We start from the raw sequence: 17,563 nt of genomic DNA, 5'->3' as shown, positions 1-17,563 counted from the left end.
ATTCGAGGCGATCACGCCGAGCATCACGTAGGGGCAGGACAGGCATGGCGGACGGCGACACCACAGTGATCCGCCAACTCGCCGGACGGTACCAGGTCGGCGATCTCATCGGTCGCGGCGGCATGGCCGAAGTGCACATCGGCACCGACACACGCCTCGGCCGGCAAGTCGCCATCAAGCTGCTCAAGCCCGAACTCGCCGAAGACCCGTCGTTCCGGGTGCGGTTCCGGCGCGAGGCGCAGGCTGCGGCGCGCATGGCACACCCCACGATCGTGCGCGTGTACGACGCGGGCGAAGAGACCACAACCGACGACCGCGGGATCGAACGGTATGTGCCGTTCATCGTGATGGAGTACGTCGACGGTCGTCTGCTCCGGGACATCATCGCCGACGGGCCGATGCATCCCGACGATGCAATGCGCATCATCAAGGGAGTGCTGACCGCGCTCGAGTACTCGCACCGCGCCGGCGTCGTGCACCGCGACATCAAGCCCGGCAACATCATGGTGACGCCGAGCGGCCAGGTGAAGGTCGCCGACTTCGGCATCGCCCGCGCCGTGACCGAGACGTCATCGACCCTCGCCCAGACCAGCGCCATCGTCGGCACAGCGCAGTACTTCTCGCCCGAGCAGGCGCGAGGCGAGAACGTCGACGCCCGCACCGATCTGTATTCGGCGGGTGTCGTACTGTTCGAGATGCTCGCGGGCCGGCCGCCGTTCCAGGGCGAGAGCGCTGTCGCGGTCGCGTACCAGCACGTGAGCGAGACGCCGAAGGCCCCGAGTCTCTACAACGCGAGCGTCTCCCCCGCCCTCGACTCGGTCGTGTTACACGCGCTGGCGAAAGACCGGTTCGACCGCTTCCAGAGCGCGGCCGAGTTCCGCGAGGATGTCGAAGCAGTCGCGGCCGGCAAGGTGCCGACTCGTCGCATCGATATCTCCGGCGATGCAGGCGCAACGCTCTTCGGCGTGCACCCGAACGCGACGGCGGCCTCCGAGAGCACGCTGCGGCAGCTCACGGTCAACGAGGATCGCCCGCCGCGGTCGCAATCGCGGCCGCCGGTCGCATGGATCTGGGGCGGCATCACCGTCATGGCGGTGATCATCGCCGCCGTGCTGTACTGGACGTTCAACCTCGCCCCCACCTCCCTGACCGGCGCGATCTCAGCGGCCGTGCCCGACGTGACCGGCCAGCAGTACGACGACGCCGTCGACGTGCTGCACGAGCAGCACCTGCGCGCGCAACGGTTCGGCGAGGTGAGCGACACCGTTCCCGAGGGCGAGGTCATCCGCACCGACCCCGAGGCCGATGTCCGAGTCGCACCCGACTCCCTCGTGGGCGTATACGTCTCGATCGGCCGGGCGCCGGTTGACGTGCCCCACGTGGAGAGGCTCGGTGAGGAAGCGGCGATCCAGGCGATCGAAGCGGCGAAGCTTGTGCCTGGAACCTCGACGTCGGAGTACTCGGCATCCGTGCCCGCCGGTGTGGTGCTCAGCAGCGACCCGGTCGGCGGTCAGCGAGCGCGTGAGGGCGACACCGTGAACCTCGTGGTGAGCAACGGCATGGTGAAGGTGCCCGACGTCACCGGCATGAATGTCAGCGAGGCCACCAGGACGCTGCAGAACTCGCTCGGGCTTCGCGTGCGCCTCGAACCCGACATGGGATGCTCAGGGCAGACCGTGTCGGGCCAGAGCCTCGCGCCGGGCGACCAGCCTCAGAAGTCCGAGGTCGCGCTGCGGTACTGCGCCGGCTGAGCGACTGCGCCGGCCGAGCTGACGGCAGCATCTGCGCCGCTCAGGAAGCCGCAGTATCGCTCAGGCTCTACGGTCTTCTTCGCCCTCGTGACTGACCAACGGGCTGAGGCCTTCAGCCCGTGCGCTGGCGCCATCGAGTCCGGCGATCTCGAGCCAGTTGCCCAGCATGCGGTACCCGCCCTCGGTCAGCACCGACTCAGGGTGGAACTGCACGCCGTATACGGGAGCATGGCGGTGCTCCAGCGCCATGATCACGCCACCCTCGGTGCGCGCGGTCACGCGCAGCGCGTCGGGCACGGTGCCGTCCACGACCGCGAGGGAGTGGTACCGGGTGGCGGTGAACGGCTGGGGCACACCTTCGAAGAACGAGTTGTCCTCGTGCGTGACGGTCGAGGTCTTGCCGTGCATGAGCTCCTCCGCGTGCGTCACGGTCGCACCCAGCGCCTCGGCGATGGCCTGGTGACCCAAGCACACGCCCAGGAGCGGCTTTCCGGCCTCAAGAGCGGCATGCACCACCGGAACTGAGACTCCCGCAGCCGCGGGCGTGCCCGGCCCGGGTGAGAGCAGCACGGCGTCGTACTCGGCGATGCGATCGCCTGCGGCATCCGCTTCGAAGTCGTCATTGCGCACGACATCGGTCTGCGCACCCAGTTCGAGCAGGTAGCCGTTCAGGGTGTAGACGAAGCTGTCGTAGTTGTCGATGACGAGTACTCGGGTCATTCTTCGACCGTCACTTCCAGGGGGGCGATGAGGCTATCGATCCAGGGGAACACCCACAGCGCCAGCGCGGTGAGCACCGCGGCGACGAGCACAATCAGGATCAGCAGGCGCAACCAGACGGGTCCGGGCAGCGACCGCCACAGCGCAGCGTACATCAGCGACCTCCTGAGTGAGCAGAGACGGAACCGGGCGAGAAGGATGCCGCCGACGCCGCAGCGCTCGGGCCTGATGCCGCCGGCTCCTCTGGCGCGGCCAGGGATGCCGGAGGACCGCCCGCCGTCGGGTGGAACGATTCGAAGACGCCGTAGGCTGCCACGCGCTCCGCGACTGAGTACAGCGGGTTGCAGGTGGTGAGGGTGATGTACCGCTCATCCGCACCGGCCGCTCGTGGGGATTGCGGTACCGGATTCAGTACGCCGACTCCACTCGGCTTCACATACTCGAGGTTCCGGAATCGGTAGGTGTACCAGCCGTCGGCGGTCTGCAGCACGATCGCGTCGCCGACCCGAAGATCAGGCACGCCGCCGAAGGGGGCGCCGTAGGCGTTGCGATGCGCCGCGAGCGCGACATTGCCGACCTCGCCGGGCAACTGCGTTTCCACGTAGTGACCGATGCCGATCTCGTTCAGCACGGGACGGAGCGCTGTGCCCTCGGCGACGGGCCGTGCGTAGTCAGCGCCCCAGCGCGGAACGAACAGCACACCCCAGGTCTCGTTGCGTTCGGGGGTGGCCATGACGACCGGTTCGTGTGTGAGCTGCGGGGTCGCCCCTGCTGACCCGTCCGGCGCTGGTGACTCGGGGGCGGTGCGCTCGAGCCAAGTCTCGCTGAGGGATGCCGCGGCATCCGTCTGCGTCGACGTCGCGATCACGTCGTTGAACCAGAGCTGCCAAGCGATGAACAGCAGTACCAGCACCCCTGCCGTCACCAGAAGCTCGCCCAGTACGCCCAAGAGCGTGGTGCGGCGGTCACCGCTCCCGCCTCGGGTGCCGCTGGCGCCCACCCGTTGTTCGAGCGGTTGCCGAGACTGCAGGCGATCGCTCGAACCCGGATGCCTGCTCACCCTCCGATTGTAGGGAGTGCACCAAGCGTGAGGCGCCGTACCGGTGCTCGAGGGGCACCGACGGCTGCTCGGGTTCCAGAGTCGTTTGCGCCGGTCACGCTAGACTCTCGCGCATGGCCCGTTCCAACGCTCGCTCTGACGCCGACCGTCGCGAAGACCGCCAGCCGGGCGAACCCGCGCCCAATCCGGTGTGGTTCAAGCCCCTCATGTTCGGCTTCATGCTGCTGGGGCTGATCTGGATCATCGTCTTCTACGTGAGCGACACGCGGTTCCCCATCGACGCGATCGGGAACTGGAACATCCTCGTGGGCTTCGGAATCATGTTCATCGGATTCCTCATGACCACGAGGTGGCGCTAGCCGCTCCGCACCCGCTTCTCCACAGAGGCGGCCGTCCGCGATGACAGCTGTGCCCAGTATGGGGGCGGACTTACACGCCTGTAATTATCCCCACTGTGGAATCACCTGTGGATAACTTCGCGAGGCGGCTCGGCAGTGCTCGAGCAATTCTTTGAACCGCTCGGCCCGCTCAGATCCCGAACGAGATGGCCATCACGAACCGTGCGACCGTGGCAGCGACCAGCAGCGCCCCGGTCGACACGAGCAGGGCGAGTTGCACTCCTCGCTTCGATCGCTCGCGCGTGCGCATGTAGATGAACGCCACGAGTGCGCCGATGATGAGGCCGCCGAGGTGCGCCTGCCACGAGATGCGCGGCACGAAGAACCCGAGGCCCAGGTTCAGTGCGATCACGACCACCAACTGTGCCGTGTTGCCTCCGAGGCCGCGTTGAATCACGAAGAACGCGCCCAGCAATCCGAAGATCGCTCCTGAGGCTCCCAGCACGCCGGTGTGCGGTGCGAGCCACAGCACCGCCACCGATCCACCGAACCCTGCGAGCAGGTAGAGCACAAGGAAGCGCCATCGGCCGAGCAGATGCTCGATCATCGGGCCGAACAGGAAGAGCGTGAGCATGTTGACCGCGAGGTGCACGAAGCTCGAGTGCGCGATGATCGCGGTCAGCATGGTCCACGGCGCCCACGGTGTGAACGGCGGGTAGTAGATGAGGTACTGGGTGACGGCGGGCACCACAGCCTGCAGCAGGTACACCAGTGCCGTGATCGCCATGATGGTCCACGTCACGACGGGTCGTCCCGAATCGGGCCGCAGCAGCACCGAGACCCGACGTCGCGGCTTGGGTGTCGTGCGCCGAGCCTCCGCGATGCACTCGGGGCAGTGAACCCCTACGGCTGCGGGTGTCTGGCACTCGGTGCAGATGGTGCGCCCGCAGCGCTGGCAGAGAATCCAGCTCTGCCGATCCGGATGCCGGTAGCAGTAGTTCGCCGACGCCTCAGGCGTCGCCGCGCTCACTCAGACCTCGGTGACGGTGATGCTCGAGATCACGACGTCTTCGAGCGGCTTGTCTCGACCGTCGGTCGCAACACCCTCGATCTCGTCGACGACCTTCTTCGACTCGTCGTCGGCGACCACACCGAAGATGGTGTGCTTGCCCTGCAGCCACGGCGTCGGAACGGTCGTGATGAAGAACTGCGAGCCGTTGGTGCCGCGCCCGAACTGCACGCCGGCGTTCGCCATGGCGAGCACATACGGCTTGCTGAAGTCGAGCTCGGGGTGGATCTCGTCATCGAACTGGTACCCAGGCCCACCGATGCCCTGCCCGAGCGGGTCGCCGCCCTGCAGCATGAAGTCCTTGATGATGCGGTGGAAGATCACGCCGTTGTAGAGCGGTTCGGTGGTCTTGGCGCCCGTGGCGGGGTGCGTCCACTCGATGGTGCCCGTGGCGAGGCCCACGAAGTTCTGCACCGTCTTGGGTGCATGGTTCCCGTAGAGGTTGACCTTGATGTCACCGTGGTTGGTGTGGATCGTCGCAACGGCGGTATGCATGCCTCGATTGTTCCATAGCGCCGACTGGGAGCTCACAGCCCGCGCCCAGTGCGGACTGTTTGCCGGAAGAGTGAATCGTGCCACGATGGGTAAGTCCACGGCACGGTTCCACGGAGGTCGACATGGCAATTTCCCGCAAGCGCAGTCGCGAACTCAAGAAGCTCCAGGGCAAGGCCGAGTCGCTGTGGCGCGAACAACGCGAGGTGCTTGATCACGCGAACGTCGTCGTTCGTGAGGCGAGCCGCCAGCTCGGCAAGCTGACGCAGGAAGAAGTGACTCCGCGTGTGCGCGAAGCGTACGATCACCGCGTCAGGCCGGTGATCGCGACGGGCATCGCCGCGGGCCGCACTGTGGCAGACGGTGCGCGCCGGGGCGCGAAGCAGGGCTTCGGCTCCGCTGTGTCAGGTGCGCTCGGTTCGGCGCTCGCGGTGATCGAGGTGGCGAAGGATCCGAAGTTCCGGGCCGCCGCACTCCGCGGCAAGCAGAAGCGCGGAAAGGGTGTGCTGGCCTTCTTCGGCATCGCCCTTGGCATCCTGGCCGCCGCCGGCGTCGGTTACGCCGTGTGGCAGACGCTGCGCGCTGACGACGAGCTCTGGGTCGAGGCCGAAGAACTGGGTGCTACGGCGACCGAGGCTTCCGCGACAGTCTGACGCGTTCGCGCGGCCGACGCTGCGCGTTCACGAGATGCGCGCGTCCTGATCTTTCGAGCTCCGCCTCTACGCGGAGTCCCGCGTGAGAGTCACGGTCGGAGTCCCGCCATCCTCAGCGCGATGTCGACAAGGCCTACTCGCTGAAGCGAGCCGATCTCCTTCAGAGAGAACCACTTCGCCTCATCCGAGCTGCCGCCGACCTCGTTCGTGAGCTTGCCGCCGACGACCCTGGCGCGGTAGACGATCCTGATCGCGTGCAGTGGCACGTCGGTGCGCTTACTGCGGTTCGCGGCGGGCACCACATGCGAGTCGATGCCCAGCAAGTGGCCGAGCTCAGCGTTGTATCCGGTCTCCTCGAATATCTCTCGCACCGCCGCGGCCGCAGGGTCCTCCCCCGGCTCGAGTCCGCCGCCGGGCATGCTCCACCCCGACCGGCCGTGCTCGTTCCAGTGCGACAGCAGCACACGGCCGCCGTCATCGACGATCACGCCGTATGCCGCGACTCGGATATCCACCGGCCCATGATGCCACGCTGGCCTTCCCGTCCCGGCCACCGGTAACTCCAGAACGCTAGGAGGCAGCCGCGGCGGGGCTCGCACGGTGCGCGGTCGCTGCCACCGCGGCGAACTTTCCCCGGTGCCAGAGCAAGGGCGGTATCTCGGGATCGGCGTCGTAGTCGACGACATCGAGCACCACCATGGTGTGGTCGCCGCCAGGGTGTGTCTCGCGAATGCGCGCCGTGAAGCACGCCACAGCACCGCCCGCGAGCAGTGCGCCGCTGGGCGCCTCTCGGAAGTCGGCCCCGACGAACCTTTCTTTGGCTGGACCCGCGAGCTGGCGACCGAGCCACGCCTGCTCCTCCGAGAGCACTGAGATACCGAGCTCGGATGCCGTTGCAAGCTTCGGCCACGTCGATGACCCGCGATCGATGCAGATGACCATCAGTGGTGGGTCGAGCGAGAGCGAGAGGAAAGCGCTCACCGCCATGCCGGTCGGCTCCCCATCCACGTTCGCTGCAACCGCCACCACGCCCCGCGGGTACGAAGTGAACGCACGCCGAAGAGCTGCTTGGCTCTCGGTCAATTCGGCAGACATCGCCTTCACGCAGACCTTTCGCCGAACTCGCGGGGACCCTTCACCCAGAGACCGTTGGCGCTGATCGCGACGTCGACATTGCCCCGTAGCGCGTTCGAGTATGGGCACACCATGTCGGCTTCACGCACGAGGTCGATCACGAGGTTGTCGTCGTCGACGTCGGGCACCTCGATGTCGAGCGCCGCCTCGATGCGGAAGGAGCCGTCTTCCACGGAATGCAGCGACACCATGGAGATGACCGAGGTCTGGCCCAGCTTCACCTTCCGCCGGCGCGCGACCGTGGCGAGGGCACCTTCGAAGCACGCGCCGTATCCGACTGCGAACAGCTGCTCCGGGTTGGTGCCAACGTTCTCACCGCCCATAGCGCCGGGCCGTGCGAGTTTGACGTCGAGCCGACCGTCGTCGGTCCTGCCGTGCCCTTCCCGACCGCCCGAGACGTTCGCGTGTGCAGTGTAGAGATGTGCCATTGCCGTGGTCCTTCCTTGGGCGATTCAGGCGAGACTTTCGCCGCCGTCGATGATGAGTGTCTGGCCGGTCGTCGATCCGGCAGCAGGCGAGATCAGATAGGAGACCGCTGCGGCGACGTGCTCCGGCTCGATCGGTCGGCCGAGTGGGATCGCCGCGAACTTGCGCTGACGATACGCCGGATCGGCCAGCACATCGTCGGTCATGGGCGAGGGGACGACGGTCGGTCCCACCGCATTGACGCGGATACCGACACCAGCCCACTCGAGGGCGAGCAGCCGGGTGAGATGCGAGATCCCCGCCTTGCTCACTGAGTAGGCGATCGATCCGTGGGCCGCCAGAATGGCGTGCGTCGAAGAGATCGAGACGATGGAGCCATTGCGCGACTCTTTGAGCAGCGGATAGCAGGCCTTCGACATGAGGAACGCGCCGGTGAGGTTCGTCGAGAGCACGTAATCCCAGTCGTCGACCGACGTGTCGAGCGCGTTCTTTCTCACCATCACGCCGGCGTTGTTGACAAGAGCGTCGAGTCTGCCGTGCCGCTCGCCCACCTCGGCGGCCAGTGTCTCGCACGACGCTTGCTCGCGCACATTCACGACGTGCGCACTCACGCGATCCCGGTGCTCGTCGCTGACGTCCAAGGCTGCTGCGGTGATCTTGGTCTGATCCGTACCCGCCAGTGCGACGTTCCAGTCGGCGTCGAGCAGCTCTTGCAGGATGACCCTCCCTATGCCACCCGATCCCCCGGTCACGAGCGCCACAGGGCGTGCTGACTCGTCAGCCCAGGTCGCTGTCGAAGAGCTCATCACGATCACACCGCCTCCCTGATGCGCCCGTAGCGATAGGCGGGGCGCATCCTGATGCCGGTTGCTACAGCGGGCTCGATCACACCGAGGGTCAGCCCGACGCCGCGTCCTTCGGCTACCGCTTCCTGCGCCGTGCGCGGCGCGAAGGCATCGCCCACGACGAAGAGTTCGCCACCCCAGCCGCCGGCCGCCAGTCGCTCGATGAGCCCATCAGCCGATCGGCGGGGTCGCACATGCACGATGGAATCGGCATCCGTTCGCGCTCTGCGAGTGCGCGCGGTCGCCGATGCGACCACGGGAACACCGTCGTCGAACTCGAGGATGTGCTGCACAATGACCGCGACGCCGGCGTTGACGAGCTGGTCGCCGAGCGCAAGACGCGAGTACACAGTGACCCGAGGCGCAAAGCCGGCGAGCGGCGTGACGAGTTCGACCTCAGCTCCGCGCCGCGCGAGGTGCATCGCGAGCCCACTGGCCTCCCAGAGTCCGAGCTCGTCGTAGACGATGACGTTCCGGCCTGCGATCGTGGGGTCGCTCAGCGCCTGCTCGGGGTCCAGCACAGGCGTCACCGACCTCAGCGCAATCGGTGACCGCTCATGACGCGCGCCGGTCGCGAGCACGACAGCCTCAGGATCGCGTATAGCGACGTCCGACGCAGACAGCGTCACGCCGAGTTCCGGCACGACGCCCGACCCATCGAGCGACTGCTTGAGCTCCGCGAGAAGGGTTTGGAAGCCGTCGCGTCCATCCAGCCGCACGAGGTCCAGCAATTGACCGCCGACCTCGTCCCGCTCATCGACGAGTTGCACATCGTGTCCCTTGGATGCCATTGCGACGGTCGCCTCGATACCGGCAGGGCCGGCACCGATGACCAAGACTCGCTTGCGCGTCGCCGTTGCAGCAGAGGCGACGGCCCACTCGCGTTCTCGGCCCACCGCTGGATTCACCGTGCAGGTGATCGGCTGAATCGCTTCGAGATTCGCATTGCAGCCCTGGTTGCAGGCGATGCAGCTTCGGGGCGGCGCCGCACCAGCCATGCCAGCCGAGAGCGACAGCTCGGTGAGTCGCGGCTCCGCGATGTGGCCGCGGGCGAACCCGACCATGTCAGCACCCTGTGCCTCAAGGATGGCGGCACCGTTCTTCAGTGTGTCGATACGACAGATCGCGAGCACGGGCGTGTCAGGGAACTCTCGCTTGAAGCGCTCAGGCAGGTGGATAAACGGCATCACTCCATAGCTCATGTCGGCCATCTGAGTTGCCAGCGACGAGGTACCGATGTACGCGGCATGACTGACGTGAAGGAAATCGAACGGTCCGTCGCCCTGCAGTGCGCGCACGATGTCGACCATCTCGTCGGGGTGGAGCCCGCCATCCATGAACTCGTCGGCGCTGAGGCGCACTCCGAGTGCGGCGCGGCCGGCGACCGTCTCACGCACCGCGGCGATCACCTCACGTGCGAGCCGAACGCGGGCCGCAAGACTGCCGCCGTAGCCGTCGGTGCGATGGTTCGTGATCGGCGAGAGGAACTGGTGCAGCAGGTGCCCGTGGCCCAGGTGCACTTCCATGCCGTCGAAGCCCGCCCGGATCAGCCGGTCGGCGGCGGCCGCGAAGCCGGCGATGACCGCGTCGATATCGAATTCGTTCATCACGTGCGGCACGGGCGCACCGAGCGTCCATGGCGTCGGTTCCGGTCCCCACGACCCGGCGAGCTCATCACCGGAGTGACGGCCCGTGTGCAGCAGCTGGCCGAAAAGGCGTGCTCCACCGTTGTGCACGGTCTCGGCGAGCGCCGTGAGCCCGGGTAGCGCTTCGTCGGAATAGGCATGGATGCCGAGCTTGCGAAGGCTCGTCGGATGCACTCGGATGCCTTCGGTGATGATCAGCCCTGCGCCCCCGCGCGCCCGCGCGCCGTGGTAATCCAAGTGCCGCGCGGTGACGAGGTTCTCACCTGCGACACCGAAGTTCGTCGTGTGCGGGGCGACGAACACGCGGTTCTTCACCTCGACCGGACCGAGGCGCAGCGGCGTCTCGATCAGTTCGCGCTCCCGAGCCGTCAGCGCTTCCATCAGAACCACTTCGTCGACACCGACTTGATGTCGGTGAAGAACTCGATCGCGTGACGTCCTTGCGAGTGGATGGTGCCGCTGAATGACTTGCGGCGGCCGCCGAAACCAACGTGAGCCGTCGGCGCGGCGACGCCGACGTTGACGCCGATGTTCCCGACATCCGCCCGCTTGGAGAACTCGCGAGCCGCCGCGCCGCTGGAAGTGAAGATGCACGCTGCGTTCCCGAACGGGCTTGAGTTCACGATCTCGATGGCGCTGTCGAGGTCATCAGCCTCGACGATCGAGATCATCGGGCCGAACGACTCGTTCGAGAGAAGTCCGCTGCCTGGGTCGACACGGTCGATGATCGTGGGTCCAAAGGTGAACGCGCCGTCCGGCTGAATCTCGGTACGGCCATCGACGAGCACATCGTTGCCGTCGGTCTCGGCGCGTTCGACCGCTGACGTCATCGCCTCCACAGCCGCGCGCGAGATGAGCGGTGTCACCTGTACTCCGGGCATGGTGCCGCCACCCACGACCAGGCCCTTTGCTCGCTCGGCCAGCAGGGGCACCAGGTTCTCGCGCACGCCCTTGACGGCGATGACGATGCTCGCCGAGAGGCAGCGTTGCCCCGCCATCACGAACGCGGCGTTCACGAGCGCATCGACGGTCTGCTCAAGTGGCGCGTCATCCATCACGACGACGGGGTTGCGAGCGCCGCCAGCGACCTGTACCCGTTTGCCGGTGCGACTCGCCCGCTCATAGACGGCTTGCGCCGTTGCTGACGAGCCGACGAGCGAGAGCGCGGCGATCGAAGGCGAGTCACAGAGGGCTTCGACGGCTTCGCGTCCCCCGTGCACGATGTTGATGACTCCAGGCGGAAAACCGGCCTCGATGATGAGTTCGCCGAGCCTTGTTGCGGCGAGAGGAGCCTGCTCAGAGGGCTTGATCACGACAGTATTCCCGCACGCCACCGCCCACGACCAGTAGATCGACCCCGTCATGATCGGGAAGTTGAATGGCGAGATGATTGCGCAGGGACCGATCGGCTCGCGCACCAGTTGAGAGTCGAGCGACGGGAGGATGTCGATGACCGCCTCTCCGACGAGGTGCCCGGGCGCCGCTGCTGCCGCCTCGATGTGCTCTCGGGCTCGAGAGATCTCAGCGTCTGCATCTGCGAGTGACTTGCCATTGTCGCGTGAGATCACCTGGGCGATCTCGTCGCGGTCGCGGTCGAGCAGCACGGAGAGGCGATACAGCAGCCGACCCCTTGCTGTCGCGGGTGTGGCCGCCCAGTTGTCGAAGGCTCGCGCGGCCGCGGCGACAGCTTCATCGACCCGCGCCGCATCGGCGAGCGCCACCTCGGCGATGGTGGCCCCGGTCTCGGGCGAGGTGACGGGCATCCGTTCCCCGTGACCCGCCTCGAGTCTGCCGTCGATCAGGTCGGTCGCGAGCAGTGTTTCAGTCTTCATGAGCGTCCTCGCTTCACTGCGATCGCGTCGATCTCGACGCGGCACTGGCTGCCGATGCCCACGTAGACGGTGGCGCGAGTGGGAAACTCACCGGGCTTCCAGTACTGCGTGTAGACCGAATTCATCTCGTCGTAGTACTCGCGCTCTGACAGGTAGACGGTGGTCTTCACCACGTCTTCGATCGTGCAGCCCGCGTCGGCAAGAACGGCCGAGAGGCTTTCGAGCACGATGCGGGTCTCATCTGCGATCGATTCAGCCTCGGCCATGCGCGTGCGAGTCTCGTTGTCGAACGCCATGCCGTTCGCAAACACGAAGTTCTCGGTCTCGATGCCCTGCGACAGCGGGTAGCTGTCGTCGTATTGGGGCCCCTGCTCGACCCTGATGACTCGGCGCATGTCAGTCTCCGGTCAGCGGGCCGAAACCCTCAGGCGTGACGGGGCGCACGGCATCCTGAACCGGCTCCGGGAAGTGCGGCAGCACCTCGGAGGCGAACAGTCGGTTCGAACGCATGACCTGGTCCTGTGTGAGGCCGGGGATCCAGGACCACAGCACCACGCGCTCGACCCCGTACTCATCACGCAGGTGCCGAATCTGCTCACGCACGGTTTCGGGCGAGCCGATGAAGAGATGCTCTCGTGGATAGAGGAAGTCCCACCACGAACCGGTCTGCTCCTCGTCGGTGAGCTTCTCGCCCGGGTTCGCGAAAATATCGCGTGGACGCACGCCGCCGACATAGTTGTAGAGCGCTTCGATGTGCTCTCGGGCCTCGGCCTCAGCCTGTTGGTCGGTCTCGGCGACATAGACCATTCGCATGAGCGAGATCCCCTCGCCGCGCCCCGCCGGCCTACCCAGGGTCTCCGAGAGCGCCCCCTGGTACGCGTCCATGACTTCTCGCAGCCCTTCGCGGGAGCGGAGCCAGGTGATGACGTTCATGCGCTCGTGCGCACTGGTGATGAAGCCGGGTGTCTTGTCGAGCAGATTCCACATGGCCGGGTACGGCTTCTGGTAGGGCTTCGGGATGATCGACATGCCGATGTACTCGCCGCCCTCGCTGCGCCACAGCGGATTGCGCGGGTACCAGGTGGCGCTGTCAGGAACGCCAGGATGCGGGAACTTGTAGAACTCGCCCTCGTGCTTGAAGCCCTCCATCGTCCAGGCCTTCTTGACGATGTCCATCGTCTCGAGGAAGAACCGCCAGTTGCGCTCTTCATTGCGCTTGTCGCCGTTGACGTTGAAGTTGGTGGCTTCGCGCGCCTGAATGCCCCGCGCAACACCGACATCGAGCCGGCCCTTGCTGAGCTGGTCAAGGAGGGCGAGGTCCTCTGCGAGGCGGATCGGGTGCCAGAACGGCGGTGTCACCGCGCCGGTCCCGATCCGCAGGTTCTTGGTGAGCGCGGCGGCCCACGTGCCCGCGATGATCGGATTGGGATTGATCTCGAAGCCTTCGCCACCGAAGTGGTGCTCGCCCTGCCAGAGCGTGCCGAACCCGGACTCGTCGAGATGAACGATCTGCTCTGTCGCCATGTCGAGCAACTCGCCGTAGCGATACTTGTTGCCAGGGTTATCCATGGTGAACAGGTAGTCGAACTTCATTTCCGCCTCCTTGCGGGGTGAAGTCAGTGAAGTGTTACTTCATCGATTTCCAATATTACTGCACACTATTCCGTGTACCGCAAGCATCGACCGGTCACAGTTCACGAACGGGGAGCGATGGAGTCCGACCTCGAGTTCAGCGCAGACTGGACCATCGGCCATGTCTTCGGCGGCGCGGTGGTGGCCGCCGCATTGCGGGAGCTGCAGCGCCGTACCGTCGGCGATGACTGGCTCCCTGCCTCCATTCAGGCGAACTTTCTGCGACCGCTCAGCGAAGGCCCCGCAGTCCTCGACCACGCGCTGGTACATCGAGGTCGCCGCAGCGCGACGTCCTACTCGACCGTGCTGCAGCCACGTCCCTGCGTCACCATGCTGGTGAGTTGGTCACCGAAGGCATCGTTCAAGATCGCGGAGTCGACCGGCGCCTCGGCCTTCGCTCCGCAGCAAGAGCCCTCGCTCGCTTCGACCGGCGACCTCAGTGCGGTGGTCGACTGGCGCTCCGAGCGCGACTGGTCTGCCGACATAATGCCGCGTTCGGGCGGATCACCCGTGAACAACACTGCCGAGGCGGCGGGACCCGAGGGCCCCCTGCGTTCCTGGATCAGGCCGCGCACGGACGAGTGGGTCGCCGACGACGGAACACTGGATGCCGCTTGGTTCGCCATCGCGGCCGACCTCATCGGCCCCGCGGTCGTGCCTGCTGCTTCCAGGCCGTTCAGAGTGGCGACGATCTCCTTGCAACTATCGCTGCGCGGAATCGCGCCGAACGGCTGGCTCGAGCAACGCCTCACCGCGCGAGTGCACGGCGACCGGGCCGTCGCAATACTCGAGCTGCGCACGCCGAACGGCGACGCCGTGGCCACCGCGACCCAGTCGGCGGTGCTGCTGCCCGCATCCGCCGACGAGGCGCCGGTGGCGATCACCGCGTTCGGATGGGGTCGCGCGAACCCTGCTGCACTCACGGAGCAATAGTTCAGTAGAGGTGTAATTTATGCCGGTATTGGTTGACAACCTCGCCCTGCTTCCCTACCGTCACCACTATGGTTGCGACATCCGGTCACGCGTGGGGCGCCACGGTCCCGCAGGAAGACGTCGATCTCTACGAGCGCGCGGGCTTCGGTCGCACGGCCGGGCTCGGGGAACGCCCCGCGATCCTCGTGATCGACGTGCAATACCGAACGGTCGGTCACCGCAGAGTGCCGATCGAAGAGGCTATGAAGGAGTACCCGACCGCGGCGGGCGATCGAGGGTGGCGCGCGATCGACAGTATTGTGGCGACCCTGCCCGTCGCTCGTGAGGCGGGCGTTCCGATCTTCTTCCCGCATGTCGCACCGAAGACCGAGACTACTGCCGGCGGGTTCAAGGGCAAGTCGCCGACACTGGCCTCGCCAAACGCCGAGGCCTACGAATTCGTGGCCGAGGCAGCGCCGCAAGGTGGCGACATCCCGATCGCCAAAGACCACCCCAGTTCGTTCTTCGCCACCCCGCTCGTGACGCACCTCATCGAGCGTCGGATCGACACCGTGCTGCTGGCGGGTTGCACCACGAGCGGTTGCGTCCGAGCCTCCGCGGTCGACGCGTTCTCATACGGTTTCAAGGTCGGGGTGTTGCAAGACGCTGTCTATGACCGCACTGACACGGTGCACAACACGTCGCTCTTCGACATGGGGAGCAAGTACGCTGACCTGCTCGACGAGTCAGCCGCCCTCGCCTACCTGAACAGCCTTCGAGCACAGCGATGAGAGTCGACTGGCACAGCCACGTGTGGCTGCCGGAGCACTTGGGGCCGGTATGGGGTCCCGAGCTCGACGAAAATGTGCACGCGCACCCGAGCGCCGACGGCTCCCCTGAAGCGCACCTCGCCGCCATGGACGAGGCCGGCGTCGATGCTGCCGTCGTACTCGGGCTGGTCGCGTGCGAGATCGATCTCGACATCCCGAACGAGTTCATCGCTGAGCATGTGAGCACCGACCCCTCCCGGCTGATCGGGTTCGGCAGTGTCGATCCGAACGATCCGAAGGCAGTCGACAAGGTGCGATACGCCGCGACGGATCTCGGACTCAAGGGCATCAAACTCTCGCCCCCGTACCAGGGGTTTCACCCGCACAGCGACGAAGCGATGCGGGTGTACCGCGAGGCCGCAGACCACGGCATGACGATCACATTTCACCAGGGCGGGGTATTCCTTCGCAGCGGCTACCTCGAGTTCGCACAACCGGTGCTGCTCGACCGTGTCGCGCGCGAGTTCCGCGATACCCGCATCATCATCGCGCACGCGGGTCAGCCATGGGCGCACGAGACGACAGCGGTCATGTTCAAGAATCCCAACGTCTGGACGGATCTCTCCGCCCGGTACGGCAGACCGGCTCAGCTCCGCACAATACTTCGCGGGCTCATCGACTACGGCGTGGAATCACGAGTGCTCTTCGGCAGCGACTTCCCTATCTACAGGCCGAGCGAATGCATCGCTCAGTTGCGCGGCGCTGCCGACGGCGATGAGACCGGCGCTGACTCGATCGGGCTCGACGTGGTCGAAGCCATCATCGACGATCGCCCGCTTTCGCTCTTCGACTGGCAATGAGCGTCCACCACGACAGCACGGAAGGTCACTACGAATGAACTCGACGCGCACGCCCGCGAACCTCGTGATCCGGGGAGGCACCGTTGTGCGCCCCGGTCAGCCGCCGAGAATCGCCGACATCGTCGTCAATGACGGGATGATCCGCGAGGTCGTCGACCAGGCTCCGGCAGACCAGGATGCCATGACCGTCGACGCAACTGGGCTCCACATCTTCCCTGGGGTGATCGACCTTCACAGCCATCTCGGAGCGGGAAACGGCCTGCAGGAGTACGAGACCGAGACGGGCGCGGCAGCGCTCGGCGGGGTGACCACGATCTTCAACATCCTCGCCGACGCCGGCGAGTACGCGCCGACGGTCGCCGAGCACCTCGAAGCGGCGGGCCGAACCGCGAAGATCGACTTCGGACTCCACCTCACGCTCATGAGCAAGGAGCACCTGCAGGAACTGCCGAAGCTCAAGGAGGAGTTCGGCATCCACGCCTATAAGTACTTCATGAGCTTCCGTGGCGACGAGGGTAAGTACCTCGGCGTGGAGGGCACCGACGACGGCAAGATGTTCGAGATCTTCGCCACCGTGGCAGCCAACAACGCGCTGCTGTTCGTGCACGCGGAGAACCCCGAGATCGTGTGGGCGCTCCGCGACCGCCTGCAGGCCGAAGGCCGCACCGATCTCGCAGCCTGGGACGATGCACGTCCGCCGTTCGCCGAGGCCGAGGCGGTGCGACGCGTCGCCTACTTCGCGCAATCGCTCGGCACGCGGGTCTACCTGGTGCACATCAGCACCAGTGATTCGATCGAGCAGATCAAGCACAGTCGCGCCGAGTTCCCCGACCTCTCGCTCGCGGTTGAGACTTGCCCCCACTACCTGACCCATACGCGCGACTACGCCGGCCGTATCCTCGGCAAGGTCAACCCACCACTGCGCAAGGCTGAGCACCGCGATGCGCTGTGGCAGGCGGTCAGCGACGGTGTCGTCGACACGGTTGCCTCAGACCATGTGAGCCGCAAGCGGTCGACGAAAGAAGGCACGATCTGGACCGCGAGCGCAGGATTCCCCGGGTCGCCGACGATCATGCCCTCCCTCATCACGCACGGACACCTTGAGCGAGGCCTGCCGCTCGAACGCATCGCCGAGCTCACGTCCAGGCGCCCCGCCGAGCTGCTCGGGCTGAGCAGTATCAAGGGCGACATCGCACCTGGGCTCGATGCCGACCTCGCACTGGTCGACCTCAGCTCGGAGCGCACAGCCGACCCCGAGTGGCTGGGCACCAACTCCGACTACTCGTTGCCCGGTGACGAGCCGCTTCGAGGCTGGGCGCGCCACGTCTTCGTCCGCGGCATCGAGGTCGTCCGCGACCACGCGGTCGTGGCAGAGCCCGGTACAGGAAACTATGTGCGGCGCACGCCCGCAGAAGGAGCATGA

20 protein-coding genes are annotated in these 17,563 nt (G+C 66.2%); 7 read left to right on the top strand and 13 right to left on the bottom strand.

The window, feature by feature from the left end:
• Nucleotides 1–44: 44 nt before the first annotated feature.
• On the top strand, nucleotides 45–1,751 hold the full coding sequence (pknB, locus tag QF206_RS09295) for a Stk1 family PASTA domain-containing Ser/Thr kinase (RefSeq protein ID WP_281488937.1): 1,707 nt from the start codon (nucleotides 45–47) through the stop codon (nucleotides 1,749–1,751).
• Nucleotides 1,752–1,811: 60 nt separating this feature from the next.
• Here pknB and QF206_RS09290 read toward each other — a convergent pair whose 3' ends face one another.
• The 3 genes from QF206_RS09290 to QF206_RS09280 are packed head-to-tail and all read right to left on the bottom strand — an operon-like array spanning nucleotide 1,812 to nucleotide 3,531.
• Nucleotides 1,812–2,471, bottom strand: a complete 660-nt coding sequence (locus QF206_RS09290; protein WP_281488936.1) for an anthranilate synthase component II — start codon at nucleotides 2,469–2,471, stop codon at nucleotides 1,812–1,814.
• Entirely contained in the window at nucleotides 2,468–2,626 is a 159-nt protein-coding gene (locus QF206_RS09285) for a hypothetical protein (protein ID WP_281488935.1), read from the bottom strand. Before QF206_RS09285 ends, QF206_RS09290 begins: the two co-directional genes overlap by 4 nt.
• Nucleotides 2,626–3,531 (bottom strand): class E sortase, encoded by a 906-nt coding sequence (locus QF206_RS09280; protein ID WP_281488934.1) that lies wholly within the window; start codon nucleotides 3,529–3,531, stop codon nucleotides 2,626–2,628. Before QF206_RS09280 ends, QF206_RS09285 begins: the two co-directional genes overlap by 1 nt.
• 113 nt (nucleotides 3,532–3,644) lie before the next feature.
• On the opposite strand from QF206_RS09280, the gene QF206_RS09275 reads away from it, so the two are divergent.
• Nucleotides 3,645–3,890 carry a cell division protein CrgA gene (locus tag QF206_RS09275; RefSeq protein ID WP_281488933.1) on the top strand — a complete coding sequence of 82 codons (246 nt, stop codon included), beginning with the start codon at nucleotides 3,645–3,647 and terminating at the stop codon, nucleotides 3,888–3,890.
• 169 nt (nucleotides 3,891–4,059) lie between these two features.
• Here QF206_RS09275 and QF206_RS09270 read toward each other — a convergent pair whose 3' ends face one another.
• Nucleotides 4,060–4,671, bottom strand: a complete 612-nt coding sequence (locus QF206_RS09270) for a rhomboid family intramembrane serine protease (RefSeq protein ID WP_340309596.1) — start codon at nucleotides 4,669–4,671, stop codon at nucleotides 4,060–4,062.
• A 228-nt stretch (nucleotides 4,672–4,899) separates the two neighbouring features.
• Entirely contained in the window at nucleotides 4,900–5,433 is a 534-nt protein-coding gene (locus QF206_RS09265; RefSeq protein ID WP_281488931.1) for a peptidylprolyl isomerase, read from the bottom strand.
• 122 nt (nucleotides 5,434–5,555) lie between these two features.
• Here QF206_RS09265 and QF206_RS09260 point away from each other — a divergent pair, with 122 nt between their 5' ends.
• Nucleotides 5,556–6,083 (top strand): DNA helicase, encoded by a 528-nt coding sequence (locus QF206_RS09260; RefSeq protein ID WP_281488930.1) that lies wholly within the window; start codon nucleotides 5,556–5,558, stop codon nucleotides 6,081–6,083.
• 89 nt (nucleotides 6,084–6,172) lie between these two features.
• Here the strand turns inward: QF206_RS09260 and QF206_RS09255 are convergent, their stop codons facing one another.
• The 8 genes from QF206_RS09255 to QF206_RS09220 are packed head-to-tail and all read right to left on the bottom strand — an operon-like array spanning nucleotide 6,173 to nucleotide 13,559.
• Nucleotides 6,173–6,598 carry an NUDIX hydrolase gene (locus QF206_RS09255; protein WP_281488929.1) on the bottom strand — a complete coding sequence of 142 codons (426 nt, stop codon included), beginning with the start codon at nucleotides 6,596–6,598 and terminating at the stop codon, nucleotides 6,173–6,175.
• Nucleotides 6,599–6,653: 55 nt separating this feature from the next.
• On the bottom strand, nucleotides 6,654–7,178 hold the full coding sequence (locus QF206_RS09250; RefSeq protein WP_281488928.1) for a flavin reductase family protein: 525 nt from the start codon (nucleotides 7,176–7,178) through the stop codon (nucleotides 6,654–6,656).
• A 5-nt stretch (nucleotides 7,179–7,183) separates the two neighbouring features.
• Nucleotides 7,184–7,645 (bottom strand): organic hydroperoxide resistance protein, encoded by a 462-nt coding sequence (locus QF206_RS09245; protein WP_281488927.1) that lies wholly within the window; start codon nucleotides 7,643–7,645, stop codon nucleotides 7,184–7,186.
• 24 nt (nucleotides 7,646–7,669) lie between these two features.
• The gene (locus QF206_RS09240) at nucleotides 7,670–8,449 is read right to left on the bottom strand and encodes an SDR family NAD(P)-dependent oxidoreductase (RefSeq protein ID WP_281488926.1); all 780 of its coding nucleotides are present in this window, start codon (nucleotides 8,447–8,449) and stop codon (nucleotides 7,670–7,672) included.
• 5 nt (nucleotides 8,450–8,454) lie between these two features.
• The gene (locus QF206_RS09235; protein WP_281488925.1) at nucleotides 8,455–10,515 is read right to left on the bottom strand and encodes an oxidoreductase; all 2,061 of its coding nucleotides are present in this window, start codon (nucleotides 10,513–10,515) and stop codon (nucleotides 8,455–8,457) included.
• Nucleotides 10,515–11,966, bottom strand: coding sequence for a CoA-acylating methylmalonate-semialdehyde dehydrogenase (gene mmsA, locus QF206_RS09230; protein ID WP_281488924.1), 1,452 nt, complete (start codon nucleotides 11,964–11,966; stop codon nucleotides 10,515–10,517). Before mmsA ends, QF206_RS09235 begins: the two co-directional genes overlap by 1 nt.
• Nucleotides 11,963–12,361 (bottom strand): RidA family protein, encoded by a 399-nt coding sequence (locus QF206_RS09225; RefSeq protein ID WP_281488923.1) that lies wholly within the window; start codon nucleotides 12,359–12,361, stop codon nucleotides 11,963–11,965. Before QF206_RS09225 ends, mmsA begins: the two co-directional genes overlap by 4 nt.
• Nucleotide 12,362: 1 nt before the next feature.
• Nucleotides 12,363–13,559, bottom strand: coding sequence for an LLM class flavin-dependent oxidoreductase (locus tag QF206_RS09220; RefSeq protein ID WP_281488922.1), 1,197 nt, complete (start codon nucleotides 13,557–13,559; stop codon nucleotides 12,363–12,365).
• 72 nt (nucleotides 13,560–13,631) lie between these two features.
• Between QF206_RS09220 and QF206_RS09215 the strand changes: the two genes are divergently transcribed.
• From QF206_RS09215 to QF206_RS09200, 4 genes are all read left to right on the top strand, one after another.
• Nucleotides 13,632–14,531 (top strand): acyl-CoA thioesterase domain-containing protein, encoded by a 900-nt coding sequence (locus QF206_RS09215; protein WP_281488921.1) that lies wholly within the window; start codon nucleotides 13,632–13,634, stop codon nucleotides 14,529–14,531.
• Between the two features lie 68 nt (nucleotides 14,532–14,599).
• Nucleotides 14,600–15,301 carry an isochorismatase family protein gene (locus tag QF206_RS09210; RefSeq protein WP_281488920.1) on the top strand — a complete coding sequence of 234 codons (702 nt, stop codon included), beginning with the start codon at nucleotides 14,600–14,602 and terminating at the stop codon, nucleotides 15,299–15,301.
• Nucleotides 15,298–16,140, top strand: coding sequence for an amidohydrolase family protein (locus tag QF206_RS09205; RefSeq protein WP_281488919.1), 843 nt, complete (start codon nucleotides 15,298–15,300; stop codon nucleotides 16,138–16,140). Before QF206_RS09210 ends, QF206_RS09205 begins: the two co-directional genes overlap by 4 nt.
• 34 nt (nucleotides 16,141–16,174) lie before the next feature.
• A complete protein-coding gene (locus QF206_RS09200; RefSeq protein ID WP_281488918.1) occupies nucleotides 16,175–17,563 on the top strand; it encodes a dihydroorotase in 1,389 nt (462 codons plus the stop codon).

The sequence above is a fragment of the Ruicaihuangia caeni genome (assembly GCF_029952955.1).
In the GTDB taxonomy this organism is placed as follows: Bacteria; Actinomycetota; Actinomycetes; order Actinomycetales; family Microbacteriaceae; genus Ruicaihuangia; species Ruicaihuangia caeni.
This window is presented reverse-complemented; position numbering and strand designations above follow the sequence as displayed.